The following is a 25,152-nucleotide window of genomic DNA, read 5'->3' as shown; positions in this document are numbered from 1 at the left end:
TGGTGGCGATACAGACGTCATAGGAAAGCGCGGCATGCAGGCATTGGCGGACACATTCGACTACATCATCGTCGGCGCGGGCAGCGCCGGCTGCCTGCTGGCCAACCGCCTGTCGGCCAATCCGCGACACCGCGTGCTGTTGCTGGAAGCCGGCGGCGAGGACAACTATCCGTGGATACACATCCCGGTCGGCTATCTCTACTGCATCGGCAATCCGCGCACCGACTGGTGCCTGCGCACCGCGCCCGAGGCCGGCCTGGGCGGACGCAGCCTCAACTACCCGCGCGGCAAGGTGCTGGGAGGCTGCTCCTCGATCAACGGCATGATCTATATGCGCGGCCAGGCCGCGGACTACGACGGCTGGGCGGCCCAGGGCTGCCCCGGCTGGAGCTGGGACGAGGTGCTGCCGGACTTTCTGCGCATGGAAGACCACTTCGACAGCGCCCGCGCCCAGCACGGCCACGGCGGCGAATGGCGGGTGGAACGGCAGCGGCTGTCCTGGGCGATCCTGGACGCCTTCCGCGACGCGGCGGAACAGAGCGGCATCGCCCCGGTGGACGATTTCAACGGCGGCGACAACGCTGGCTGCGGCTATTTCGAAGTCAATCAGCGCGGCGGCCTGCGCTGGAACACCGCCAAGGCTTTTTTGCGCCCGGTGCGCCAGCGCCCCAACCTCACCGTGCTGACCCATGCCGAGGCGGAAACCCTTCTGCTGGAGGACGGCCGCGCCACCGGTATTGCATTCCTGCAACAGCGGCAACGCTGGCAGGCGCGCTGCCGCGGCGAAATCATCCTGGCCGCCGGCGCCGTCGGCTCCCCGCTTTTGTTGCAGCGCAGCGGCATCGGCCCGGCCGCGCTGCTGCAAGAGCACGGCGTCGCCGTGCGCCACGCGCTGGCAGGGGTCGGCGCCAATCTGCAAGATCATCTGCAACTACGCATGGTGTTCAAGGTCAGCGGCGCGCGCACGCTGAACCAGTTGGCCAATAGCTGGAGCGGCAAGCTGGCCATGGGCTGGGAATACCTGTGGCGGCGCAGCGGCCCGCTGGCGATGGCGCCCAGTCAGTTGGGCGCTTTCGCCGCATCCGGGCCGGAACAGACGCGCGCCAACCTGGAATACCATGTGCAGCCGCTGTCGCTGGAACGCTTCGGCGAGCCGCTGCACCCCTTCCCCGCCTTCACCGCCTCGGTGTGCGACCTGCGTCCACTCAGCCGTGGCCGGGTCGCCATTGGCGGCGCCGGCCTGGACGCCGCGCCGCTGATTCAGCCCAACTACCTCAGCCACCCGCGGGACCGCGCCGTCGCGGTGGCCGCGCTGCGGCTGACCCGGCGCATCGTCGCCGCGCCGGCGCTGGCGCGCTACCGGCCGGAAGAATACCTGCCCGGCCTCGCCGCCCAGAGCGATGCGGAGCTGGCCGCCGCCGCCGGCCGCATCGGCACCACCATCTTTCATCCGGTCGGCACCTGCAAAATGGGACAGGATACCGAGGCGGTGGTCGATGCCAGACTGCGCGTTCACAGACTATCCGGATTGAGAGTGGCGGACGCTTCCATCATGCCCGCCATCACCTCGGGCAACACCAACTCGCCCACGCTGATGATCGCGGAAAAAGCCGCCCGCATGATTTTGCAAGACCGCGCCGCGCAGGACTGAGCGCCGCGCGACATCGGAATCCATCCAAACAGAGGAAGCCCACTTCCCGCCCCACAACTTGTCGCAAAGCCACACCAAGAGGAGACAGCACCATGAGCAGCACCCTGACGCCCGCCGCCACGGCGGGACACGCGATCAGCGGCTCCGAGCGCAAAGTGATCTTCGCCTCGTCGCTGGGCACCGTTTTCGAGTGGTACGATTTTTTCCTGTACGGCGCGCTGGCGGCGGTGATCAGCAAGCAGTTCTTCGCCGGCGTCAATGAAACCACCGCCTTCATCTTCGCCTTGATGACCTTCGCCGCCGGCTTCCTGGTACGCCCCTTCGGCGCGCTGCTGTTCGGCCGGCTGGGCGATATGATAGGCCGCAAATACACCTTCCTCGCCACAATCCTGATCATGGGTGTGTCCACCTTCCTGGTGGGCCTGCTGCCCGGCTACGCCAGCATAGGCATCGCCGCGCCCATCCTGCTGGTGGTGCTGCGCATGCTGCAGGGCCTGGCGATAGGCGGCGAATACGGCGGCGCGGCCATCTACGTGGCCGAACACGCGCCGGATCACAAACGCGGCGCCTACACCAGCTGGATCCAGGTCACCGCCACCGCCGGCCTGCTGCTGTCCCTGCTGGTGATCCTGGCCTGCCGCAAACTCACCGGCCCGGCTTTCGACGACTGGGGCTGGCGCCTGCCCTTCCTGCTGTCGCTGGCGCTGCTGGCCATCTCCACCTGGATCCGGCTGTCCATGCACGAATCGCCGGCCTTCCTGAAAATGAAGGCCGAGGGCAAGCATTCCAAAGCGCCGCTGACCGAATCCTTCACCAACTGGAAGAACCTGCGCATCGTGCTCACCGCGCTGTTCGGCATCAACGGCGGCCAGGCGGTCACCTTCTATTGCGCGCAGTTCTACTCGCTGTTCTTCCTCACCCAGATCCTCAAGGTCGATTCGCAGATCGCCACCCAGCTGCTGGTGATGTCGCTGCTGATCGCCGCGCCGCTATTCCTGTACTTCGGCTATCTGTCCGACCGCATCGGCCGCAAGCCGGTGATGCTGACCGGCCTGCTGCTGGCGGCCTTGCTGACCTTTCCCGCCTTCAAATGGCTGACCGCCTACGCCAGCCCGGACATCGCCAACGCCGCGCGCCAGGCGCCGGTGGTGGTGGTGGCGGACCCGGCCAGCTGCCGCTTCCAGTTCGATCCGGTGGGCAAGGCCAAGCTCAGCAGCAGCTGCGACCAAGCCAAGGCCCTGCTGGCCAAGAACGGCGTGCCCTACCAGCGCCAGACGGCGCCCGCCGGCGGCGAAACCCAGATCAAGGTGGGCGAACAGACGCTGACCGGCTTCGACAAGGCCGCGTTGCTGGCCGCGCTGAAGCAGGCCGGCTATCCAGACAAGGCCGACCCGGACAAGATCAACTACCCGATGGTGGTGGCCGTGCTGGTGCTGCTCAGCCTGATCGCCGCCATGGTCTACGGTCCGCTGGCCGCCACCATGGTGGAATTGTTCCCCACCCGCATCCGCTACACCTCGATGTCGCTGCCCTACCACATCGGCAACGGCTGGATAGGCGGCCTGTTCCCCACCGTGGCCTTCTCGCTGGTGGTCTACACCGGCGACATCCTCTACGGCCTGTGGTATCCGGTCATCGTCTACAGCGTCAGCTTCGTGGTCTGCCTGCTGGGCTTGAAGGAGACGCACCGCGCCGACATCCATCAATAAGCCCCTTCCCATGCGCACGGCGAACCTCCCGGTTCGCCGTGTTTCTGGGTAGACTGGGGCTTTCATCCCACCGCTCGCGCCGCCATGCCGATTCAACGCCTCAGCCAGTCCGAAACCCTGACCCTCAACCGCCACCGCTATCATCTGCGTCGCTGGGGCCCGCGCGACGCGCCGCTCTTGGTGCTGCTGCACGGCTGGATGGACAGTTCGGCCACCTTCCAATTCCTGGTGGATGCGCTGCCGGACAGCTGGCAAGTGGCGGCGCCGGACTGGCGCGGCTTTGGCGACAGCGACTGGAACGACGGCAGCTACTACTTCCCCGACTACCTGGCCGATCTCGACGCGCTGCTGGACGCGCTGTCGCCGCAACAGCCGGTCAAGCTGCTGGGCCACAGCATGGGCGCGATGATTGCCGGCATCTACGCCGGCATCCGCCCCGAACGCATAGAAAAGCTGGTGCTGGCCGAAGGCTTCGGCCTGGCCGCCACCAAGCCGGCGGAAGCGCCGGGCCGCTATGCGCGCTGGCTGCGCGAAACCCGCGCCGCGCCGGAGTTCGGCGATTTGCAGTCGCTGGACGCCGTGGCCGCCAAACTATTGGAACGCAACCCCAGGCTGACGCCGGAACGCGCCCAATGGCTGGCGCGCGAACTGACCCGCCAGCGCGACGACGGCCTCTACTACCGCGCCGACCCGCGCCACAAAATGGTCAACCCGGTGCTGTACCGGCTGGAAGAAGCGATGGCTTGCTGGCAACGGATCAGCGCGCCGGTGCTGTGGGCGCTGGGCGGCGACACCGACGACCACCCGCTGGCCAAGAGCGTGGCCGCCAGCATGACGCAGCGGCGCGCCTGTTTCGCCCAACTCCAGGAAACCGTGATCGCCGACGCCGGCCACATGCTGCAATGGGAACAGCCGGCAGCGCTGGCCGCGGCGGTCCATGCGTTTTTCAGTCAGCCCCAATAAGAGCCGCTAAGAACCTGTTTACGCTCCGCTGCGCTTCGGCAATACGGCGTTGAAACCCGCTTCGAAATGCTCATGTACCACGAGTACATTCCGCTTTCTCAGCCGTTTTCGCCTTGTCTCGCCTTAGCTCGCGAGATCGTAAACACGTTCTAAGAAAACCTCGCAGAGAACCTGAGCCAAGGCGCGCCGACGCAGGCAGTACAAGTCGTACGACAAGGAGGCGCAACGCAGGATCAGGGGTTTGGCTAGCGGATCCAAAAAAAGCGCGGCCAAGCCGCGCTTTTCATCTGCCTTCCACAAACTCAAACGCCTAGATAACGCCGCTCCAGGTGCGCCTTGAAATGCGCCGGGTTCAGCGTCTCGCCGGTGGCGCGCCGCACCAGTTCGTCCGTGCTCCAGCGGCTGCCCTGGCTCCAGATATGGGTGTTCAGCCAGTTGAAGATGGGCTCCAGATTGCCGGCCGCCACCTGCGCGTCCAGCTCCGGCTCGGCGCGGCGCAGGCTGGCGAAATACTGCGCCGCATACATCGCGCCCAGCGTGTAGCTGGGGAAATAGCCAAAGCCGCCGTCGGTCCAGTGGATGTCCTGCATGCAGCCGTTGGTGTAATTGCCGCGGGTGTCCACGCCCAGATAGGCCATCATCCTCTCGTCCCACAGCGCCGGGATGTCCTCGGCCTCGATATCGCCGTCCATCAGCGCGCGCTCGATCTCGAAACGCAGAATCACATGCGCCGGATAACACAGCTCGTCGGCGTCCACGCGGATGTAACCCGGCTGCACCCGGCTGTACAGGCCTTGCAGATTTTCCAGCGCAAACGCCGGCTGCTCGCCGAAATGGCTGCGGATCAGCGGCGCGATCAACTGCAGGAAGGCCGGGCTGCGGCCCAGCTGCATCTCGAAGGACAGACTCTGGCTCTCATGAATGCCCATGGAACGCGCGCGGCCCAGCGGCTGCTCCAGCCAGTCCTTGGGCAGGTTCTGCTCGTAACGGGCGTGGCCGGTTTCGTGAACAATGCCCATCAGGCTCTGGACAAAATCATCGTCGCGGTAGCGGGTGGTGATGCGCACGTCTTCCGGCACCCCGCCGCAGAAGGGATGGCTGCTGACATCCAGCCGGCCGCCGTCGAAGTCGAAGCGCAGCAGCTTCATCGCCTCCACGCCCAAGGCGCGCTGCTGCGCCACCGCGAACGGCCCCACCGGCTCGATCACCGTTTCCGACGCCTGCTTGGCGCGCGCGCGTTCGATCAGGCCCGGCAGCCAGGACTTCACCTCGGTGAAAATGCGCTCGATCTCCGCGCTCTTCATCCCCGGCTCGTACTTGTCCATCAGCGCGTCGTAACGGCTGCCGCCGCTGGCCTCGGCCAGCAAGCGGCCCTCCTCGCGCGACAGTTTGACCACCTCGCGCAGGTTTTCCAGAAAGCCCTTCCAGTCATTGGCCGGGCGCTGGCTGCGCCAGGCGTGCTCGCAGCGCGCGCCGGCCAGGGTCTTGGCTTCCACCAGCTCCGCCGGCAGCAGATTGGCCTGCGCCCATTCGCGGCGCATCTCGCGCAGATTGGCGCGTTGCAGCTCGTCCAGGTTTTCCTGCTCCGCCGCGTCCAGCTGCTCCTTCAGCTGCGGCGCGGTGATGATGCCGTGGGTCAGCACCCCCAGCTCCGCCAGCGCGGCGGCGCGGGCGTCGTTGCCCTTGCTCGGCATCATCGCCGCCTGGTCCCAGCCGGCGATGGCGCCGAGGTGGCTAAAGCGGTGCAGGCGGGCGAAAGTGTGGGTTAAAGCCTGGTAGGCGGATGTGTGCGTCATCTTGTCTCCTCTCTATAAAGAACCGATTTACGATCTGCTGCGCGTCGGCGATACGGCGTTGAGAACCGCTGCAGAATGCTCATCTAGCGCTACTCCTTCCGCTTTCTCAGCCGCAACGCCTGGTCTCGCCCCAGCTCGCGAGATCGTAAACACGCTCCACTTGTCAAAGCATGATGCCATCAGACTATTTGATCTGACAACTTCCGCCCCAAAATCCGCCAAAGCCGCGTATTGACAAGGATTTTGATTTTGTACATTATCAATACTCCATGACTAGCATGAGGTAAAATCATGCCATCCATCGCCGCCCAACTCTTTCTCGCCTACCAGGACCGCGACTGGGAGCGCGCGCGCCGCCTGCTGCGCGACGACGCCGTGATGCTGTGGCACTGCAGCGGCGAGTGCTTCCGCGGCGCGGACGCCATCGTCCACGTCAACCGCGTTTATCCGGAGGGCTGGAGCATACGCCTGCTGCAGGACAATCTACTGGCCGACGGCCGCTGGCACGTGGTGGCGCAGGTGGACCACGGCGAGGCGCGCTTCTTCGCCAATTCCCTGTTCACGCTGGAACACGGGCTGATCAGCCAGATCGAGGAATACTGGGCCAGCGCCGAAGCGCCGCCGGCCTGGCGCGCGGGCTTGCCGGGCCGGGCCAGGCTGGAAGCCGCGCAGCCGGCTTGAGGCCGCGGGAACGGAAGCGTTGGGGGATGAAATAGCGGGCCCGTCGGTTCGCCTCAAGCCGCCGGCTGGCCGGCGTTGCGCGCCTGGGCTTGCGGGAATTGGTGCCAGTAATAGAAGTACTCGCGCACCAGCAGCAAAAAGGTGTTTTTCAGCTCCGCCTCGCGCAGATGCAATAACACCGCGTCCACCATCATGCGGAAGCTGTCGCCCTGGATGGGCTGGCCGTCCAATAGATAGAGCAGGGATTTGAGCAGGCGCTCGCGCAGATGGATGTCCGGCTCGGACATGCCGTCCTCGAACAGCTTGCCCAGGTAGAGGCCCAGCGACGGCGGGAAGCGGGAGAAGCCGTCGCGCTCCATCCGCGTCAGCAGCCCTTCCCAATCCGTCTCCAGCCACACCCGCACATTGCGCACCGAAAAACCGCTGCGCGCGGTGATCTCCACCACTTTCTTGGTATCGCCCAGCCAGAAGTAATAGAACTCGCGGGTACAGGTCAGCGCCAGCACCTGCTCGTCCGGCGAGCAGGCCTGCAGCAGGCGTTCACAAGGACCGCGGAAGCCTTCCGCGTTGCGCTCGACGCCGTCCAGCCAGGGCAGCAGCAGTTCCAGAATGCGACGCCTCTCGTCGATCACCTGAGCCGGCGCGCCCTGACGCGCCAACAATCGCATATAAGCTTCCAGCGCCGCCTTCAAATCGCTCATGCCCTTTCCCCAGCCCTCCCGGATGCCGCGACTGCCCCGAATGCGAAAGCGAGCCGTTCTTGGCGGCCCGTCCTGAGCGTGCGTTCGCGCCCGCCGTCACGCGTCATGCGCACAGCGGGCGAACTGCTCTTATTTTCGGACAGAAATGTTGCAGACTCCAGACGGGATTCGCGGCGACGCGGTCATTTTCCCAAGCGTGGAGGCCATCCTCGCCTTGTCTCGCCCTAGTTCGCGGGACCTTGAGCAGCCGCCAAGACCGGCGTCAGGCTCAGGCGCAAATCCGCGCCCACCATGCGCGCGTCGCGTATGCTCAGCCGCTGCTTGTCGGCCAGGTCTTCCAGCGGCGGCCAGGCGAACAGGCCGCGCGCGGCGTCGCCGGCCAGCGACGGCGCCAGGTAGAGCACGATCTCGTCCACCAGCCCGGCGCGCAGCAGCGCGCCGTTGAGGCCGGCTCCGGCTTCCACCATCAGCATATTGACGCCGCGTTGCGCCAAGGCCGCCAGCAAAGCCGGCAGATCGGCATGGCCGTCGGCCAGCCGCGGCAGGGTCAGAAGCTCCGCGCCGGCGCGGTAAGGCTCCAAACGCGCAGCCTGGTGATCGCAGGTGGCCAGCAAGGTGGCGCCGTCCTGATAGATGCGCTGTTCCGGCCGCGTGCGCAGATCGCTGTCCAGCACCACCCGCAGCGGCTGGCGCTCGCAGGGGACTTCCCGCACCGTCAGTTGCGGATCGTCGGCCAGCACGGTGCCGCTACCGGTGAGCACCGCGCAGTGTTCGGCGCGCAGGCGATGCACATCCCGCCGCGCCTCCGGGCCAGTGATCCATTGGCTGCGGCCGTTGAGCAAGGCGGTCTTGCCGTCCAGCGTGGAGGCGGCCTTGAGCATGACCCAGGGGCGGCCGCGCTCGACGCGCGACAGAAAACCGCGATGCACTTGCCGCGCCTCGGCTTCCATCAGCCCGGCGTCGGCGGCGATGCCGGCGGCGCGCAGCATGGCCAGGCCGCGGCCGGCCACTTCATGGTAGGGGTCCACCATCGCCGCGGCCACCCGGACCACGCCCTCGTCGATCAGACGCCGCGCGCACGGCGGGGTGCGGCCGTGGTGGCTGCACGGCTCCAGCGTGACGTAGGCGGTGGCGCCGCGCGGGGACAGGCCGCGCGCCAGACAGTCCTTGATCGCCTGGATTTCCGCGTGATCGCCGCCCACTTCCAGAGTGGCGCCCTCGCCGATCACCGCGCCGTCGCGCACCAGCACGCAGCCCACGCCCGGATTGGGCGCGGCGCGGCGGGTGGCCGCGGCGGCCAGCCGCAACGCGCGCTGCATGTGACGATGGTCATCGGCGGAATAATTCATGATTCATTGCTTCCATTCTTGAGCCAGCAGGCTGTACTGCCTGGCGTCGCAATAGCGGCCCTGCAACAGCAAGTACTCGCGCAGCACGCCTTCGTAGCGGAAGCCCAGCCGCTCCGCCACCGCGCAACTGCGATGATTGTCCGCCGCCGCGTCTATCGCCACCCGGTGCAGGCCCAAGGGGCCGAAGGCTTCGGCCAGCAACAGGCGCAGCGCCGCCTGCATCACGCCCTGCCCCACCTGGCGGCGGTCCAGCCAATAGCCGACGAAGGCGTGGCGGTTCAAATCGTCGATGGCGTGCAGATCGCAAACGCCGGCCAGCGCGCCGTCGCGCAATACCAGCCAAGTATAGGCCTTGCCGATCTGACAGCCGACGGCGGCGGACTCCAGAAAAGCGCGGGAGTCCGCCTCGGAGCGGGTCAGGGGCTCCCACGGCATCCACGGCCGCAGCGCATCGCGGTTGGCGTTGATCAGCGCGAACAGCGCCGGCGCGTCGGACAACTCCGGCGCGCGCAGCGAAACATTGGAAGGCAGGGGTTCTACCATGGAGGGCACCCGCGATGACGGAAGAATAGAGCAGTCTACTCCAGCCGCCCGCCGGTCGGTCAATGCGAAGACTTCTGGATTTCCTTGATGGCGTCGGAAAACTCGGACACATCCTGAAAGCTGCGGTACACCGAGGCGAAACGCACATAAGCCACTTTGTCCAGGCGCGCCAGTTCGTTCATCACCATTTCGCCGATCTCGCGGCTGGAGACTTCGCGCTCGCCCAATTGCAGCAGCTTGTGACAGATGCGGTCTATCGCTTCGTCCACCAAGGCGGTGGGCACCGGGCGCTTGTGCAGCGCGCGCAGGAAACTGGTGCGCACTTTCTCGATGTCGAATTCCGAACGGTGGCCGGCGGTTTTCACCACCTGCGGCATGCGCACGTCGGCGGTTTCAAAGGTCGTGAAACGCTTCTCGCACACCGGGCAGCGCCGCCGCCGCCGGATGCTGCTGCCGTCCTCACTGACGCGGGAGTCGATTACCTGAGTATCGGCATTGCCGCAGAACGCGCATTTCATGACTTAATCCTAAGGGTTCCAATGTAGGGATGTTATCAGCAATGCGCAGTCAAGTTAATGCCGCTATCGCCCGCCCATGAAAAAGACGCCCCTGGGGGCGTCTTTCAGCGGCCGAGACCAGCTTGGCTTATTTGGAGTACACCGGGAAACGATGGCACAGCGCGGTGGCTTGCTCGGCCACGCGGGCGATCAGCGCGTCGTCGTTCGGGTTGTCCAGCACGTCCGCCACCAGATTGGCCACCTGGATGGCTTCGGCTTCCTTGAAGCCGCGGGTGGTGATGGCCGGGGAGCCGATGCGGATGCCGGAGGTCACGAACGGGGTTTCCGGGTCGTTCGGAATCGCGTTCTTGTTCACGGTGATGTGAGCGCGGCCCAGCAGCGCGTCGGCCGCCTTGCCGGTCAGGCCCTTGGCGCGCAGGTCCACCAGGAACACATGGCTCTCGGTGCGGCCGGATACGATGCGCACGCCGCGCTCGCCCAGGGTCTTGGCCATGATGGCGGCGTTCTTCAGCACTTGTTCCTGATACACCTTGAACTCGGGCAGCAGCGCTTCCTTGAAGGCCACGGCCTTGGCGGCGATCACGTGCTCCAGCGGGCCGCCTTGCAGGGTCGGGAACACATTGCTGTTGATGCTCTTCTCGAACTCGGCCTTGGCCAGGATGATGCCGCCGCGCGGACCGCGCAGGGTCTTGTGGGTGGTCGAGGTCACGAAGTCGGCGAACGGCACCGGGTTCGGGTAAACGCCGGCGGCGATCAGACCGGCGTAATGCGCCATGTCCACCATGAAGTAAGCGCCGCATTTCTTGGCGATCTGACCCATGCGCTCGAAGTCGAAACGCAGCGCGTAAGCGGAAGCGCCGCCGATGATCAGCTTGGGCTTGGTTTCCATCGCTACGCGTTCCATGTCGTCGTAGTCGATTTCTTCCTTGTCGTTCAGACCGTAGGCGACGATGTTGAACATCTTGCCGGACAGGTTGGCCGGGGAGCCGTGGGTCAGGTGGCCGCCGTGGCCCAGGTTCATGCCCATCACGGTGTCGCCCGGCTTCAGGATGGAGAAGTACACCGCCTGGTTGGCCTGGCTGCCGGAGTGCGGCTGCACGTTGGCGTATTCCGCGCCGAACAGCTGCTTGACGCGGTCGATGGCGAGCTGTTCCACCACGTCCACGTGTTCGCAACCGCCGTAGAAGCGCTTGCCCGGGTAGCCTTCGGCGTACTTATTGGTCAGTTGGGAGCCCTGGGCTTCCATCACCGCGGGGCTGGTGTAGTTTTCCGAGGCGATCAACTCGATGTGATCTTCCTGGCGTTGACACTCGGCCGCAATGGCGGCGGCGAGTTCGGGGTCGAATTTGGCAATCGTCTGGTCAGCAGCGAACATCTTTGACTCATCCATCAAAGGGTTAACGATGCGGGCATTCTACACGAAATGCCGGAGCGAAATCCTTAACGTGAAGCAATTGCGAGAGGCAACGACAAGCCCCTGCGCGCCACTTCCATCGCCCCCACACCCCACCGATAAAGGGACAAAGCCACAGCGATTTGCAGCCCAGCATTGGATAAAGCAACAATGCCAAGCGCCCATGGATCGCTTTGCAAGGGCTACGACCTTGCTTGCATCTCACTCTTGTGGCAAGCGCCCTCTTCCAATGGTTCGTCTCAGTGGAGAAAGATGAATGTTTTGGCTGGAGCAAAACCAAGCCATGCCCACGGAGTGGTTCGCAGGTGCGCCCACGCCGGATCAGCGCTCCGCGTGGGTGGGGAATATCTACCGTGTCCCCTTAGCCCATCATGCCGATGGCTTCTTCGAAGTCGTGCCATTTGTTTTTAGCGCCTACCGCTACCTAATGTATTTTGCCAGCCTAGCGGGAGAAGTGCCTGGAGACGATGAGCAGGAGGTACGTGACTTTATCCGGACTTGGGCGCATGACTTTGAACCCGATATGCGCACAAGCCGGTTGGTAAAGTTCATGCGAGCCGACGCTATCAGCCGCGACCATATCTACGAGCCGGCCTCATGGCGCCTGGACAACCCCCGCCAAATTTTCAGTTTTGGGCAACATTTACTTGAAATTGTTGTCTACCATAGTCGGCTTGTAGCTGAAACAAGGCAGTACTTTTACAAGCCGGCTCTGGGGCTTGGCAGGTTCTATGATAGAGTTTGTCACTGTAATCACCTGCTCATACAAGAACTGGGTTTTAGCGCCATCCACAACGCGGGGCTTGAGGATACGGGGTATATCGGCTATGAAAAACAGCGTTAAATCACCCAATGCCAAGAAGCGGGTCTATGTGTCCCAGAGCACCGCCCACAGCTTGGCTAAGCTAAGCCATGATCTCGGTGAGGCTTGTTCCAAAGGAACTGTAGTCAAGGTGGAATCCAACCCACCATCATCGAAGAAACCGCCAACGCGCAAACTGCGCGTGGTTTGAAAAAAGCGCCGGACACCCGGCGCTTTGTCTTTCATTCCCTCACTCTCGGCTATCCACCAGAATCAGCTCGGCGTCCTCGCTGGCGACAATGCGCAACAACGCTTCATCCTTAATCGCCGCGCCGTCGCGGGCTTGCAGCGCCACGCCGTTGACTTCCGCCCGGCCGCGGGCCAGCACCAGGTAGCCGCGGCGTTCCGCGCCCAGCGGATAGTCCGCGCTTTCGCCGGCTTTAAGGGTGGCGCCCAACACGCGGGCGTCGGCGCGGATGGGCAAGGCCTGATCGTCGCCGTCCATGCCGCTGGCCAGCGCGACGAAGGCGCCGGAGCGGTCCGCCTTGGGAAAGGGCTTGCTGCCCCAGGACGGGTCCCCGCCGCGCCGCTCCGGCATGATCCAGATCTGGAAGATGCGGGTGTCGACGGCTTCCAGATTGTATTCGGAATGCACGATGCCGCGGCCGGCGCTCATCACTTGCACGTCGCCGGCCTCGGTGCGGCCCTGGTTGCCCAGATTGTCGCGGTGGCTGATCGCGCCTTCGCGGACATAGGTGACAATTTCCATGTCCGCGTGCGGATGCGGCGGGAAGCCGGCGCCCGGCGCGATGACGTCGTCGTTCCAGACCCGCAGCGCGCCCCAGTGCATGCGCGCCGGGTCGTGGTATTCGGCAAAGGAGAAATGGTGCTTGGCGTCCAGCCAGCCATGATGGGCGCCGCCCAAGGCGGCGAAGGGACGATGCTCGATCATATGGTCCTCCGATATTGTGGCGAGGCGCCGCCTGCGCGGCGACGCGTCCGATGCAGCCACTATACGCAGCGGGCCAGGGGCTGATAAGCCGAGGGATCGAATAGCATTCTTTCCATTTTTGATGCAATCAATGCGATATAGCGCTTTTTAAACGCTAAAATTGGAATCCATCCACTCAGCCCCTGCTCTAGCCATGAAACGACTGCCCGATCTGGAAGCCTGGGCGATTTTCGCCAAGGTGGCGGAATGCGGCTCCTTCGCGCGCGCCGCCGCGGAACTGACGCTGTCCCAGGCCACGGTGTCCAAGGCGATTTCCCGCCTGGAAGCCCGGATGAAAACCATGCTGTTGCACCGCAGCTCGCGGCGGCTGTCCTTGACCGAGGCCGGCCACGCCGCGCTGGAGCGGGCCAGCCGCATCCTGGCGGAAGGCGAGGCGGTGGAGGCCGACATCGCCGAGCAATCCTCCAGCTTGCGCGGGCTGGTGCGGGTGACCGCGCCGATGTCCTTCGGGCTGTCTCATCTGGCGCCGCTGCTGCCGGAGTTCATGGCGCGGCATCCGGAAGTGGAGCTGGATTTCCATTTCAGCGACGAGCAGGTGGACCTGGTGGCCAAGCGCCTGGACCTGGCGCTGCGCATCGCCTCGCTGGCCGATTCCAGCCTGCTGGCGCGTCGCCTGTGCTCAGTGCGCATTCTGTTGGTGGGCTCGCCGGCGTATTTCGCACGCCACGGCCGGCCCAGCCATCCCCGCGAGCTGTCCGCGCATCGCGCGCTGTTGTACAGCAACGCGCCCGGCGGCGAGTTCTGGCGCTTCCGCCACGCGGAGCAAGGCGAATTCGCGCTGGAAATGCCTACGTCGCTGCGGGTCAACAACGCCGAGGCGCTGACGCCGGCGCTGCGCACCGGCCTGGGCCTGGCCTTGCAGCCGGAGTTTCTGGCCTGGCGGGACTTGCAGGCCGGCGAGCTGGAAACCGTGATGATGGATTGGCAGGTGGACCCGATCGCGCTCTACATCCTGACGCCGCCGGGCCGCAGCCGGCCGGCGCGGGTGCAGGCCTTGATCGACTACCTGGCGGCGCGGCTGGCCATCGCGCCGTGGGCGGATTGCCGTTAGCGGCTAACGATAAGCGCAATGACAAAGCCCCGCTCGAGGCGAGGCGTGATCACCGGACAAGGCGGGACGAGGCTTACAAATCGTCGGCGGTGAAGAACAGCGGCACGCCGTCCTTGCTGTCCGGATGCAGCTCGGCCAGCACATGCACTTCGCGCACATGGCATTCCGCCATCAGTTCACGGAAGCTTTCCTCGATCAGCGGCACAGTGTCCAGCGCCGCCAGCGGCCAGACGAAGGCTTCCCAGTTGCGCTCGTCGCCTTCGGCGGACAGGGTGATGTGCAGTTCGCCGTTGTCGTGGGCGGACAGGATGGCCACCGGCTCCTTGTTCAGTTCGCGCAGTCTGCGGATCTGGCTGCTGGCGAATACCTGCATCGCCACCTCGAAGCGAGCGTAGTTGCCGGCCACCATCGCCTGCATCGCCGGCATCGGCGGGCGGGCGATGGGGAAGAGCGTCACGCCCTCAGTCTTCAATTGCTCGCCCAGGAATTTCATCAGCGGCATGCCCCAAGCGCCCACCGCGCCGCCCAGGCGCAGCGGCGGCTCCGCGCCTTCCGGCTGGATCGCGACGCCCAGCAGGTAGCGCAGGAACACGCCCTCTTCCTTCACCGTGACCGGCGCCGGCTGTTGCGGCAGCAGCGCGCGCGCATGGGCCGGATCGCGGTTCAGCTTATAGAGCTGGGCGGAGTCCAATCCCACCACGCTGTCCGGGTGCAGCAGCGCGCCGCCCAGCGCGACATCGGCATCGGCGGCGAACACGCCGTGCTCGCGCAGCAATTGGTTCAGGCCGGCCACATCTGCGATCTCGCCCGGCAGTGTGGTCTGGTTCTTGCTGCCGGCCACCAGCACCAGCGGCATGGCGAAGACGATGGCGCGGCCGCCGCCGGTGTTTTCCACCGCGTCGCGCAGCGCGTCCCACACCAGTTGATAGCATTGCTGAGACGGCACCATGGCCAGCGCCACCGAGATAGACAGCAGTTCGCCGCGCGCCAGCATCTCGGCCATCGCGTCGCGCACCGCGGAGAACCACATTTCCCGATCGGACTCGGTCTTGGCGTTCAACGCCGACTGGGCGTTGTGAATCAGCATATTGGTCAGCGCCACTTGCGGGTGGTACTGGCGAGGATCGGGAAGGGTGTGGCGTACGGCGTCCATGAAGGGGAATCCTGCGGCAATCGGAAAACCGCTATTTTGGCACAGCTGTGACAGCCATGGTGCGCCGCGACAGCGGCGGCATCGGCCGCGATGTACCAGATGCGCGACAGAAAATTATAATTTCACACATTTGCGAAAAACAACATGTTGACACTCGATACCGCAATCTGGATAATTCGTTCTCGTTGAGATGCAGCAATTGCTTCTTGATAGTTTCTCCTCTATTTCTCCTTTGTAGACTTGGCGCGGACCTAACGGTACCGCGCATTTTTTTTGCCTTTTCCCGGCGACGCCCCATGCTAAGCAAACGCTAAGCTTCTGTTAAATCAATAGAATTATTAAAATCCATGTAGCCAGGGAACTTGCCTGCCGGCGCCGATCAGCGTCTCCGTTTTCTTCTTCGCCCCCATCTCGCCCCTGCCCCGCCCCAGCCGAATCTTAGTCTCAAACAATGCCATTTAGATTTAAACAGACCAAGTATATGATTAATGGCATTAGAACGGATTTCGTTTGTGAAAATTTAGGAAAACAAGCGGGAAGGAACTGTTGGATTCGAAAACAAATGAACAAGACTAAGACGCCGCCGAAAACCGGGAGGCAGGGGAGAGACGGGGCCGCGCCAGTGGAAAGCGGCGGCGGACGAATGAGGAGCAGATGGTTGCTGCGCCCCAAAAAACAATGGGCCGCGCGGCAAAAAACCGCACGGCCCGAATCCTATCCGGAAACCGGTTAAGGAAATATGACAAATATCAACGGCGTTCGACTTGCGTCACGTCGCGCACCGCGCCGGTGTCGGCGCTGGTGGTCATCGCCGCGTAGGCGCGCAAGGCCGGGCTGACCACGCGGTCGCGGCCCAGCGGTTTCCAGGCGTCGCGGCCCTTGGCTTCCATCGCCGCGCGCCGCGCCGCCAGCGTTTCGTCGCTGATCGCCAGACGGATGGAGCGGCCGGGGATGTCGATCTCGATGCGGTCGCCCTCTTCCACCAGGCCGATGGCGCCGCCCTCGGCCGCTTCCGGCGACACATGGCCGATGGACAGGCCGGAAGTGCCGCCGGAGAAGCGGCCGTCGGTCAGCAAGGCGCACTCCTTGCCCAGGCCCTTGGATTTCAGATAGCTGGTGGGATAGAGCATTTCCTGCATGCCCGGGCCGCCCTTGGGGCCTTCGTAGCGGATCACCACCACGTCGCCGGCCACGATGCGGTCGGCCAGGATGGCCTCCACCGCCGCGTCCTGGCTTTCGAAGATGCGGGCGCGGCCGTTGAATTTGAGGATGGAGTCGTCGACGCCGGCGGTTTTGACGATGCAGCCGCGCTCGGCGATATTGCCGGACAGCACGGCCAGGCCGCCGTCCTGGGAGTAAGCGTGCTCGCGGTCGCGGATGCAGCCCTCGGCGCGGTCGTCGTCCACCGTCGGGTAACGCATGGACTGCGAGAAGGCGATGGTGGTGGGCACGCCGCCCGGCGCCGCGCGGTAGAAGCGCCGCGCTTCGCTGTCTTCGCCGTGGCGGCAGATGTCCCAGGCTTCCAGCGCTTCGCCCAGCGTGGCGCTGTGCACGGTGGGCACTTCGCGGCGGATCAGGCCGGCGCGGTCCAGCTCGGCCAGGATAGCCACCACGCCGCCGGCGCGGTGCACGTCTTCCATATGGTATTTCTGGGTGGCCGGCGCCACCTTGGCCAGACACGGCACCGAGCGCGAAATGCGGTCGATGTCCGCCATCTTGAAGTCCACGCCGGCTTCCTGCGCCGCCGCCAGCAGGTGCAGCACGGTATTGGTGGAGCCGCCCATGGCCACGTCCAGGCTCATCGCGTTCTCGAACGCGGCCTTGGAGGCGATGGCTCGCGGCAGCAAGCTGGCGTCGTCCTGTTCGTAATGTCGCTTGGTGATATCCACGATCAGGCGGCCGGCGCGCAGGAACAATTCCTTGCGGTCCGCGTGCGTGGCCACCAGGCTGCCGTTGCCGGGCAGGGACAGGCCCAGCGCCTCGGTCAGGCAGTTCATGGAGTTGGCGGTGAACATGCCGGAGCAGGAGCCGCAGGTGGGACAGGCGGAACGCTCCACGCGTTCGACGTCCTCGTTGGACACCGCGCTATTGGCGGCTTCCACCATCGCGTCCACCAGGTCCAGCTTGCGGATGTCGTTGCCCCACTGCACCTTGCCGGCTTCCATCGGGCCGCCGGAGACGAACACCACCGGGATGTTCAGGCGCATGGCCGCCATCAGCATGCCGGGGGTGATCTTGTCGCAGTTGGAGATGCACACCAGCGCGTCGGCGCAGTGGGCGTTGACCATGTATTCCACGCTGTCGGCGATCAGGTCCCGGCTGGGCAGGCTGTAGAGCATGCCGCCGTGGCCCATGGCGATGCCGTCGTCGATGGCGATGGTGTTGAATTCCTTGGCCACGCCGCCGGCGCGTTCGATTTCCCGCGCCACCAGTTGACCCATATTGTGCAGGTGCACGTGGCCGGGCACGAACTGGGTGAAGCTGTTGGCGATGGCGATGATGGGTTTGCCGAAGTCGTCGTCCTTCATGCCGGTGGCGCGCCATAGAGCGCGGGCACCCGCCATATTGCGGCCGGCGGTGGAAGTGCGGGAGCGGTATTGGGGCATTGCTGATTCCTTAATTTCTACATGAGGGGAAAGGCGCTCCGGGCCTGGCCTGCTTTAAGGCCGGGCCGCCTGGCTCCGGGTGCCGGGGAGCTCAAGGCAAAAATGCGTCGGGCGGCGGGTGGGCCGCGCGACGCGTGGGAACGCTTTCCCATATAATCCGTCCACATTCTTTTACCGCAAACGCACACGGCTGACAAATGATCATTCATCCGCAGTTCGACCCCGTGGCCATCCAGCTGGGCCCGTTGGCCATTCATTGGTACGGCCTGATGTACTTGCTGGGCTTCGCCAGCTTCCTGATCCTGGGCAACTACCGCATCAAGCGCGGCCACGCTTTCCTCACCTCCAAGCTGCTGGACGATCTGCTGATGTACGGCGCCGTCGGCGTGGTGCTGGGCGGCCGCCTGGGCGAGGTGCTGTTCTACCAGCCCGGCTATTATTTTAGTCATCCGCTGGAGATTCTGATGGTGTGGAAAGGCGGCATGTCCTTCCACGGCGGTTTCATCGGCGTGCTGATCGGCGTGGCGCTGTTTGCGCGCAAGCACGGCCGCAGCTTCTGGGAAGTCACCGACTTCATCGCGCCGCTGGTGCCGCTGGGCCTGGCCGCCGGCCGCATCGGCAACTTCATCAACGGCGAGCTGTGGGGGCGGGTGGCCGATCCCCAACTGCCGTGGGCGATGCTGTTTCCGCAGGCCAAGATGGACGATCTGATCCAGGCGCAGCAATCGTCCGACCTGATGGTGACCCTGCTGAAATACGGCGGCCTGCCGCGCCACCCGTCGCAGCTGTACGAGTTCGCGCTGGAAGGCCTGGCGCTGTTCGCGCTGCTGTGGTGCTTCAGCGCCAAGACCCGCGCGCGCGGCCAGGTGTCTGCGCTGTTCCTGATGGGCTACGGCCTGGCGCGCTTCGGCAGCGAATACTTCCGCACTCCGGACGCCGGCATCTTCGGCCAGTCCGACGTGATCAGCATGGGCCAGTGGCTGAGCCTGCCGATGATCGTGATCGGCCTGGCGCTGCTCTACCTGTTCGGCAAGCGCAAGGCGGCCTGAGCCGGGCTAGGCTAGAATGCTTGCTATACGCGGCGGTTTTTAGTCCGCCGCTTCAAGGCCAGTCTTAATGACTGGCCTTTTTGAATCGCCGGCCCGCCGGCGCCAGCCCTTGCGGCTTTTCGTCCGCAATAGAGGAAAACACTGCCATGACCGCCATCAAACTGACGCTGGCCGGCGCGCTGCTGGCCGCCGCCGCCCTGGCCAACGCCGCCCCGACCGTGCTCAAGGTCTCCGCCATCCCGGACGAGTCCCCCACCGAGCTGCAGCGCAAGTTCGCGCCGCTGGGCCAATACCTGGAAAAAGAGCTGGGCATCCCGGTGCAGTTCGTACCGGTGTCGGACTACGCCGGCGTGGTCACCGCGCTGACCTCGGACAAGCTGGACATGGCCTGGCTGGGCGGCTTCACCTATGTGCAGGCCAGCCAGCGCGGCAAGGTGGTGCCGCTGGTGCAGCGCGAGGAGGACAGCAAGTTCACCTCCACCTTCATCACCAGCGGCCCGGCCAAGAGCCTGAAGGAGCTGAAGGGCGACAGCTTCGCCTTCGGTTCCGCCTCCTCCACCTCCGGCCACCTGATGCCGCGCTATTTCATGCAGAAGGACGGCCTCAAGCCGGAAAGCTTCTTCAAGAACGTCGCCTATTCCGGCGCTCACGACGCCACCGTGGCCTGGGTGGCCGCCGGCAAGGTGGAGGCCGGCGTGTTGAACAGCTCGGTGTGGCAGAAGCTGGTGGAAAGCAAGAAGGTGGATACCGCCAAGGTGCGCGTGATCGCCACCACCCCGGCCTACTACGACTACAACTGGACGGTGCGCGGCAGCATGGACAAGGGCTTGCAGGACAAGATCCGCCAGGCCTTCCTCAAGCTGGACGCCAAGAACCCGGATCAGAAAGCCGTACTGGATCTGCAACGCGCCAGCCGCTTCATCCCCACCAAGCCGGACAACTATAAGGGCATAGAAGCCGCCGCCGCGGCCGCCGGGCTGCTGAAATGAGCCTGGAGCTGCGCGGCGTCGGCCTGAGCCTGGACGGCGCCGTCATCCTGCGCGGCATCGATCTGCAACTTGCCGCCGGCGAACAGGCGGCCCTGATCGGCCCGTCCGGCGCCGGCAAAAGCACCCTGCTCTTGCTGGCCAACACCGGCCTGCGCCCGGACTGCGGCGCGGTCCGGCTGCTGGACGCCGATCCCTGGCGCTTGCCGCGCCGCGCCTTGCGCGCGCTGCGCGCGCGCATAGGCAGCGTCTACCAGACGCCGCCGCTGCCGCCGCGCCAGCGCGTGATCCACGCAGTGGCCGCCGGCCGGCTGGGCCAGGGCGGCGAACTGGCGGCCTTGCGCCGCCTGCTGTGGCCGGACGACGCCGCCGGCGTCGCCGCCGAGCTGGAACGGCTGGGCCTGGCCGACAAACTATGGCAGCGCTGCGATCAGCTGTCCGGCGGACAGCGTCAGCGCGTCGGCATCGCCCGCGCGCTGTACCAGCGGCCAGACCTGATGCTGGCCGACGAGCCGGTGTCGGCGCTGGACCCCAGGCTGGCCGACGACAGCATACGCCTGCTGTGCGAGGACGCCCGCGCCCGCCGCGCCACCCTGCTGGCCAGCCTGCACTCGGTACAGCTGGCGCTGGCGCACTTCCCGCGCATCATCGGCCTGCGCGACGGCTCCGTCGCCTTCGATCTGCCGCGCGAGCAAGTCCATACCCAGCTGCTGGCCGAGCTCTACGCCGGCGAGATGCCCGAGACCGCGGTGGAGCCGGCCGCGCCCGCCGCGCTCAGAGGCTTGCAATGCTGAGACCCGCGCCGCGCGACCCGGCCGCCCGCGCGCGGCTGGGCTGGCTGCTGCTGACCCTGGCCTTGCTGCTGCCGACGCTGCCGCTGACCCAGTTCACGCTGAGCACTCTGTTCAACGGCGACACCTGGCTCAGCCTGGCGCGTTTCGCCGCCGGCTTTCTGCCGCCCGCCCACGACGGCGGCTTTCTGAAAGAAGTGGCCAAGGAAACCGCCACCACGCTGGCGGTGGCCAGCGCCGGCCTGTGCCTGGCCATGCTGCTGGGCGCGCCGCTGGCCTTCGCCACCAGCCGCGCGCTGGACGATCACCAGCTCACCGCGGTCCGGCCGCGCCGCACCGTCCTTGCCGCGCAAAGCCTGCTGCGCGGGCTGATGGTGTGGCTGCGCGGCGTGCCGGACATCGTCTGGGCGCTGCTCTTCGTCCGCGCCGCCGGCCTGGGCAGCCTGCCGGCGGCGCTGGCCTTGGGCCTAGCCTATGGCGGCATGCTGGGCAAGGTTTACGCGGAGATCCTGGAATCCCAGCCGCGCGCGCCGGCCCAGGCGCTGGCGGCGGCCGGGGCCAGCCGCTGGCAACGGCTGTGCTGGGCGCTGTGGCCTCAGGCCCTGCCGGAATTGATCAGCTACAGCGTTTACCGCTGGGAATGCGCGATCCGCGCATCGGCGGTGATGGGCTTCGTCGGCGCCGGCGGCATCGGCCAATTGCTGGACAGCAGCCTGAAAATGCTCAATGGCGGCGAGGTCGGCGCCCTGCTCCTGGTATTCCTGCTGCTGGTGGGCTTGAGCGAGGGCGTCAGCCGCTGGTCGCGACGCGCGCTGGAGCGCGACGGCGGCGGACGCCGCCTATTGCTGGCCGGCGGCGCGCTGGCCGCGTTCAGCCTGTGCTGGCTGTGGCCGGATTGGCGCGCCAACGGCTTCGACTGGCGCGGCCTGCCGCGCTTCGCCATGGAATTCCTGCCGCCGGACCTCTCCGCCCCAAACTTGCGGCCATTGGGACAAGGCGTGGTGGAAACCTTGGCGATGTCGGCGCTGGGCACGGTGCTGGCGGCCTTGCTGGCCATGCCGCTGGCGCTGCCCGCCGCCGGCCGGCTGGGCGCAGCCGCCAAGCGCGCGACGCGCTTACTGCTGAATATGCTGCGCGGCATTCCGGATCTGCTGTGGGCGGCGCTGGCGGTATTGGCCTTGGGCCTGGGGCCGGCCGCCGGGGTGCTGGCGCTGGCGATGCACACCGCCGGCGTGCTGGGCCGTCTGTTCGCGGAAACGCTGGAAAACGCGCCGCCGCAAGCGGAACAGGCGCTGCTCAACGCCGGCGCGGGCCGCATCGCCGCCTTCTGCTACGGGCCGCTGCCCATGGTCGCCAGCCAATGGCTGGCCTATACGCTGTACCGCTGGGAAAACAATATCCGCATCGCCACCGTGCTCGGCATCGTCGGCGCCGGCGGCCTGGGCCAGCAGCTGTATCTGGCGCTGTCGCTGTTCCAACAACAAGCCGCCGCGGCCGTCATCCTGGCGATGGTGGCGCTGTCCTGGGGCGTGGAACAGTTGAGCCGCGCGCTGCGCCGGCGCATGGGCTGAAACGAGGACGGGGCGGCAAGCCTAAGCCTGCCGCCCCGTCGTCTCGCGCCTTCATCCCACGTCTATCGAGCTTCCCTGCACGCGGCCAGGCCGCAGAGAAACATCGCCAGCGCGGCGAAAGCCAGCCCCTTGGCCAAGACGAACGGCCACGCCGCCGAGCCGGCGTCCGCCAACGCCATGCCCAGCAAAGCCACCGCGCAAGCGGCCGCGGCCATGCACAAGGAGCCGAGATACCATCCTTTCTTGCTCATCACGTTTCTCCTCTTCCCACACATCGAATCTTCTTATTGTTCCAGCCTGCCTCGCCAGGCGACGTCCACGAACGTCGCCCATTCAGATTGCCAGCCATGGCCGGCTGCCGCAATAGGGCATATCCCCCAAGCCCGCCAAGGGGCGGACGGCGGCGTCTCAGCCCTCCTGCTCCACCGGCGCGGCGGGCAGCGTTTTTTGCTTCAAGTACAACAAGGCTTCGCGGATACTGTCGCGGAAAGCGGCTTTCTCTTCCAGCCACTGTAACGGCCGACCAACGGCGATGTCGACGAAGAAGGGCACCGGCAGCCATTGACCGCGCCCCATCGCCCGGCCCAGGCCGTGCAGATAGACCGGCACCACCGGCACCTCGGGGAAATCCCGGCTCAGATACCAGATGCCGGACTTGATCTCGGACAGCACCTCGGGCTCGCCGCGCGAGCCTTCCGGAAACAGGATCAGGATACGGCCCTGGCGCAGCGCCTCGCGGCAGCCTTCCAGCGGGTCCAGACCCTTGGCCACGCCCCCGCGCACCACCGGGATGATGCCCACCACCTGGGTGGCGAACCAGGCGAACAGGCGGTTTTTCAGGAAGTAGTCCGCCGCCGCCGCCGGCTGCACCTCGGGGATGCGGCCCAGCGGAAACAGGCTGTACAGCGCCAGGATGTCCAGGTGGCTGTTGTGGTTGGCCACCACGATGGCCGGGCCGCGCAAGGGCAGTCGTTCCTGGTGGCGCACCGTCACCCCCAGCCACAGACGCACCACCGGCCGGGCCAGCAGCAGTACGAACAGAATGCGCAGCAATCGGCTCATCATCGGCTCAGAAGTACAAGTAATGGACATAGTGGAAGAACAGCGGCGCGGTATAGGTCAGCGAATCCAGCCGGTCCAGCACCCCGCCGTGGCCGGGCAGCAGGCGGCCGGAGTCCTTGACCCCGATGTCGCGCTTCACCGCGGAAATCACGATGTCGCCGATAAAGCCCATCACCCCGATCAGCAGGCCGGCCAGCGCCGCGTGCAGCGGCGAGAACGGCGTCAGCAGCGGCCCCAGCAACCAGCCCAGCAGGCAGGTGGTCAGCGCGCCGCCGAGGAAACCCTCCAGCGTCTTGTTGGGCGACACCTTGGGCGCCACCTTGCGCCGGCCGAAGGCCTTGCCCCACAGGTATTGCGCCACGTCGTTGAGCTGGGTCAGCGCCACCAGGTAGAACAGCAGCATCGCGCCCTGGGCCGGTTCGCCGATATGGGTCAGCTGCGGCAGGGTCAGCACCGCGGCCATATGGCTCAGGCAAAACACGCAAATCATCAAGCCCCATTGCAGCGAGGCGGCGGCCTTGAGAAAGCCCTGGGTCTCGCCGATCAGCACCATGCGCATCGGCAGGAACAGGAAGATGTAGACCGGGATGAAAATGATGAACATGCCGTACCAGTGAACGCCCAGCCAGTAATACTGCAGCGGGATGCTCAGATAGGCCCAGAACAGCACCACGTGGTCCGCGGTGCGGGTGGCGCACAGCGTCAGGTATTCCTTCAGCGCCAGGAAGCTGATCAGCGCGAACACCACCAGCGCCAGCGGCACATTGCCCAGCAGGGTCAGCGAGAAGCAGGCGACGATCCACCACCAGGTGCGGATGCGCAGCTTCAATTCCAGCCAGTTCTTCTGCGGCGAGCGGCTCTCCAGCACGCGGATGGCGACGCTGGCGATCACCAGCAGCGCGAATACGGCGCCCAGCGCCCAGATCAATGCTTGCGGCAACAGCGGTTTAAACATCTTCGCCCTCTTTCAAAATGGCCCGCGCCCGGTTGACGCAGGTCAGCGCCATCAAGGCGGCGCTCAATCCAAACACCCAGCCGCCCCAGGTCGCCGCCTGCGGCCACAGGCCCAGCAGCAGCGCGAAGGCGCCGTAAACAAAGGCGCGGTCGCTCTTGCCCATCGGCCCGTCGTAGCGCCGGCTTGCGCCCAGGCCGGGCCCCAGCACGCCGACGAACTCGGTCAGCAAGGCCAACGACACCGCCAGCACCGCCCAGGCAGGCTGGGCCAGCAGCAGGGCGAAGGGCAGATAGAGCGCCGCGTCGGACACCACGTCGCCCACCTCGTTGAGAATGCCGCCCAGCCGCGACTTCTGGCCGTGCTCGCGCGCCAGCATGCCGTCGATGGCGTTCAAGGCCATGCGCAGGAACAGGAAGACGGGCAGCAGCAGCCAGGGCAAGGCCTGATCCGGCCGGCAGACCAGCCAGCCGCCGTAGGCGATGGAGGCCAGCATGGCACCGAGCGTGACGTGGTTGGCGGTGACGCCAAGGGAAACCAGACCGCGCAGCAAGGGGCGCAGCAGGTCCTGAAAACGGGATTTGAGTTGATAGATGCTGGGCATTTCGGCTTCGGCTCGTCTGCTTCGTCCCGACGCGCTTTCGCGCCAGTCATCACAGTCGTCAAGAAAAGTTGCAAATCCGTCGACGCGTCCGCCAATGGGGAACGCACGGAAAACGCGATTATGCCGATTGCAGAAAAGCGCGGCAAAGGAAATTGTTTGGCAATCCTACCTCGAACAAAAATACCGGC

Annotated in this window: 23 protein-coding genes; 10 read left to right on the top strand and 13 right to left on the bottom strand. The window is 65.6% G+C overall.

Annotated elements, in window-relative coordinates:
* Window positions 1–34: 34 nt before the first annotated feature.
* The 3 genes from NK214_RS14705 (at window position 35) to NK214_RS14695 (ending at window position 4,323) form a co-directional block, all read left to right on the top strand.
* On the top strand, window positions 35–1,651 hold the full coding sequence (locus tag NK214_RS14705) for a GMC family oxidoreductase (protein WP_253314861.1): 1,617 nt from the start codon (window positions 35–37) through the stop codon (window positions 1,649–1,651).
* A 92-nt stretch (window positions 1,652–1,743) separates the two neighbouring features.
* Window positions 1,744–3,360 carry an MFS transporter gene (locus NK214_RS14700; RefSeq protein ID WP_253314860.1) on the top strand — a complete coding sequence of 539 codons (1,617 nt, stop codon included), beginning with the start codon at window positions 1,744–1,746 and terminating at the stop codon, window positions 3,358–3,360.
* Window positions 3,361–3,444: 84 nt separating this feature from the next.
* On the top strand, window positions 3,445–4,323 hold the full coding sequence (locus NK214_RS14695; protein WP_253314859.1) for an alpha/beta fold hydrolase: 879 nt from the start codon (window positions 3,445–3,447) through the stop codon (window positions 4,321–4,323).
* A gap of 302 nt (window positions 4,324–4,625) precedes the next feature.
* Here the strand turns inward: NK214_RS14695 and NK214_RS14690 are convergent, their stop codons facing one another.
* Entirely contained in the window at window positions 4,626–6,119 is a 1,494-nt protein-coding gene (locus NK214_RS14690) for a carboxypeptidase M32 (protein ID WP_253314858.1), read from the bottom strand.
* 291 nt (window positions 6,120–6,410) lie between these two features.
* Here NK214_RS14690 and NK214_RS14685 point away from each other — a divergent pair, with 291 nt between their 5' ends.
* The gene (locus tag NK214_RS14685) at window positions 6,411–6,800 is read left to right on the top strand and encodes a nuclear transport factor 2 family protein (RefSeq protein WP_107798469.1); all 390 of its coding nucleotides are present in this window, start codon (window positions 6,411–6,413) and stop codon (window positions 6,798–6,800) included.
* A 53-nt stretch (window positions 6,801–6,853) separates the two neighbouring features.
* Here NK214_RS14685 and NK214_RS14680 read toward each other — a convergent pair whose 3' ends face one another.
* The 5 genes from NK214_RS14680 to glyA all read right to left on the bottom strand — a co-directional run bounded on the left by NK214_RS14680 (window position 6,854) and on the right by glyA (window position 11,286).
* The gene (locus NK214_RS14680) at window positions 6,854–7,501 is read right to left on the bottom strand and encodes a hypothetical protein (RefSeq protein ID WP_107798468.1); all 648 of its coding nucleotides are present in this window, start codon (window positions 7,499–7,501) and stop codon (window positions 6,854–6,856) included.
* Between the two features lie 224 nt (window positions 7,502–7,725).
* Window positions 7,726–8,850 (bottom strand): bifunctional diaminohydroxyphosphoribosylaminopyrimidine deaminase/5-amino-6-(5-phosphoribosylamino)uracil reductase RibD, encoded by a 1,125-nt coding sequence (gene ribD, locus NK214_RS14675; RefSeq protein ID WP_253314857.1) that lies wholly within the window; start codon window positions 8,848–8,850, stop codon window positions 7,726–7,728.
* 3 nt (window positions 8,851–8,853) lie between these two features.
* A complete protein-coding gene (locus NK214_RS14670) occupies window positions 8,854–9,393 on the bottom strand; it encodes a GNAT family N-acetyltransferase (protein WP_253314856.1) in 540 nt (179 codons plus the stop codon).
* Window positions 9,394–9,452: 59 nt separating this feature from the next.
* Window positions 9,453–9,911: a transcriptional regulator NrdR gene (gene nrdR, locus NK214_RS14665; RefSeq protein ID WP_019100637.1), complete on the bottom strand. Its 459-nt coding sequence runs from the start codon at window positions 9,909–9,911 to the stop codon at window positions 9,453–9,455.
* Window positions 9,912–10,038: 127 nt separating this feature from the next.
* Window positions 10,039–11,286, bottom strand: a complete 1,248-nt coding sequence (gene glyA, locus NK214_RS14660; RefSeq protein ID WP_081550486.1) for a serine hydroxymethyltransferase — start codon at window positions 11,284–11,286, stop codon at window positions 10,039–10,041.
* Between the two features lie 295 nt (window positions 11,287–11,581).
* Between glyA and NK214_RS14655 the strand changes: the two genes are divergently transcribed.
* The gene (locus NK214_RS14655; RefSeq protein WP_253314855.1) at window positions 11,582–12,169 is read left to right on the top strand and encodes a hypothetical protein; all 588 of its coding nucleotides are present in this window, start codon (window positions 11,582–11,584) and stop codon (window positions 12,167–12,169) included.
* A 208-nt stretch (window positions 12,170–12,377) separates the two neighbouring features.
* Here NK214_RS14655 and NK214_RS14650 read toward each other — a convergent pair whose 3' ends face one another.
* Window positions 12,378–13,079, bottom strand: a complete 702-nt coding sequence (locus NK214_RS14650; RefSeq protein WP_107798464.1) for a pirin family protein — start codon at window positions 13,077–13,079, stop codon at window positions 12,378–12,380.
* Window positions 13,080–13,272: 193 nt separating this feature from the next.
* Between NK214_RS14650 and NK214_RS14645 the strand changes: the two genes are divergently transcribed.
* Entirely contained in the window at window positions 13,273–14,190 is a 918-nt protein-coding gene (locus NK214_RS14645; protein WP_253314854.1) for a LysR family transcriptional regulator, read from the top strand.
* Window positions 14,191–14,263: 73 nt separating this feature from the next.
* Here NK214_RS14645 and NK214_RS14640 read toward each other — a convergent pair whose 3' ends face one another.
* Together NK214_RS14640 and ilvD are read right to left on the bottom strand one after the other, a co-directional pair.
* Window positions 14,264–15,343 (bottom strand): hypothetical protein, encoded by a 1,080-nt coding sequence (locus tag NK214_RS14640; RefSeq protein WP_253314853.1) that lies wholly within the window; start codon window positions 15,341–15,343, stop codon window positions 14,264–14,266.
* Window positions 15,344–16,092: 749 nt separating this feature from the next.
* Entirely contained in the window at window positions 16,093–17,949 is a 1,857-nt protein-coding gene (gene ilvD, locus NK214_RS14635; RefSeq protein ID WP_227104576.1) for a dihydroxy-acid dehydratase, read from the bottom strand.
* A gap of 197 nt (window positions 17,950–18,146) precedes the next feature.
* On the opposite strand from ilvD, the gene lgt reads away from it, so the two are divergent.
* The 4 genes from lgt (at window position 18,147) to phnE (ending at window position 22,346) form a co-directional block, all read left to right on the top strand.
* Complete coding sequence (gene lgt, locus NK214_RS14630; RefSeq protein ID WP_253314852.1) at window positions 18,147–18,998, top strand: prolipoprotein diacylglyceryl transferase; 852 nt, start codon at window positions 18,147–18,149, stop codon at window positions 18,996–18,998.
* A 146-nt stretch (window positions 18,999–19,144) separates the two neighbouring features.
* Complete coding sequence (locus tag NK214_RS14625) at window positions 19,145–19,987, top strand: putative selenate ABC transporter substrate-binding protein (RefSeq protein WP_253314851.1); 843 nt, start codon at window positions 19,145–19,147, stop codon at window positions 19,985–19,987.
* Window positions 19,984–20,778 (top strand): phosphonate ABC transporter ATP-binding protein, encoded by a 795-nt coding sequence (locus NK214_RS14620; RefSeq protein ID WP_253314850.1) that lies wholly within the window; start codon window positions 19,984–19,986, stop codon window positions 20,776–20,778. Before NK214_RS14625 ends, NK214_RS14620 begins: the two co-directional genes overlap by 4 nt.
* Complete coding sequence (gene phnE / locus NK214_RS14615; RefSeq protein WP_253314849.1) at window positions 20,772–22,346, top strand: phosphonate ABC transporter, permease protein PhnE; 1,575 nt, start codon at window positions 20,772–20,774, stop codon at window positions 22,344–22,346. The genes NK214_RS14620 and phnE overlap by 7 nt, the downstream gene beginning before the upstream one ends.
* A gap of 62 nt (window positions 22,347–22,408) precedes the next feature.
* Here the strand turns inward: phnE and NK214_RS14610 are convergent, their stop codons facing one another.
* The 4 genes from NK214_RS14610 to NK214_RS14595 form a co-directional block, all read right to left on the bottom strand.
* Window positions 22,409–22,597: a hypothetical protein gene (locus NK214_RS14610; protein WP_107798457.1), complete on the bottom strand. Its 189-nt coding sequence runs from the start codon at window positions 22,595–22,597 to the stop codon at window positions 22,409–22,411.
* 157 nt (window positions 22,598–22,754) lie between these two features.
* Complete coding sequence (locus tag NK214_RS14605) at window positions 22,755–23,408, bottom strand: lysophospholipid acyltransferase family protein (protein WP_253314848.1); 654 nt, start codon at window positions 23,406–23,408, stop codon at window positions 22,755–22,757.
* Between the two features lie 7 nt (window positions 23,409–23,415).
* Window positions 23,416–24,363, bottom strand: coding sequence for a phosphatidate cytidylyltransferase (locus tag NK214_RS14600; RefSeq protein ID WP_107798455.1), 948 nt, complete (start codon window positions 24,361–24,363; stop codon window positions 23,416–23,418).
* Window positions 24,356–24,964: a CDP-alcohol phosphatidyltransferase family protein gene (locus tag NK214_RS14595; protein WP_253314847.1), complete on the bottom strand. Its 609-nt coding sequence runs from the start codon at window positions 24,962–24,964 to the stop codon at window positions 24,356–24,358. Before NK214_RS14595 ends, NK214_RS14600 begins: the two co-directional genes overlap by 8 nt.
* Window positions 24,965–25,152 lie beyond the last annotated feature (188 nt).

The sequence above is a fragment of the Chromobacterium sp. S0633 genome (genome assembly GCF_024158805.1).
GTDB lineage: Bacteria > Pseudomonadota > Gammaproteobacteria > Burkholderiales > Chromobacteriaceae > Chromobacterium.
The sequence above is the reverse complement of the archived record's forward strand: the minus strand, read 5'-3'. Positions and strand labels throughout refer to the sequence as shown.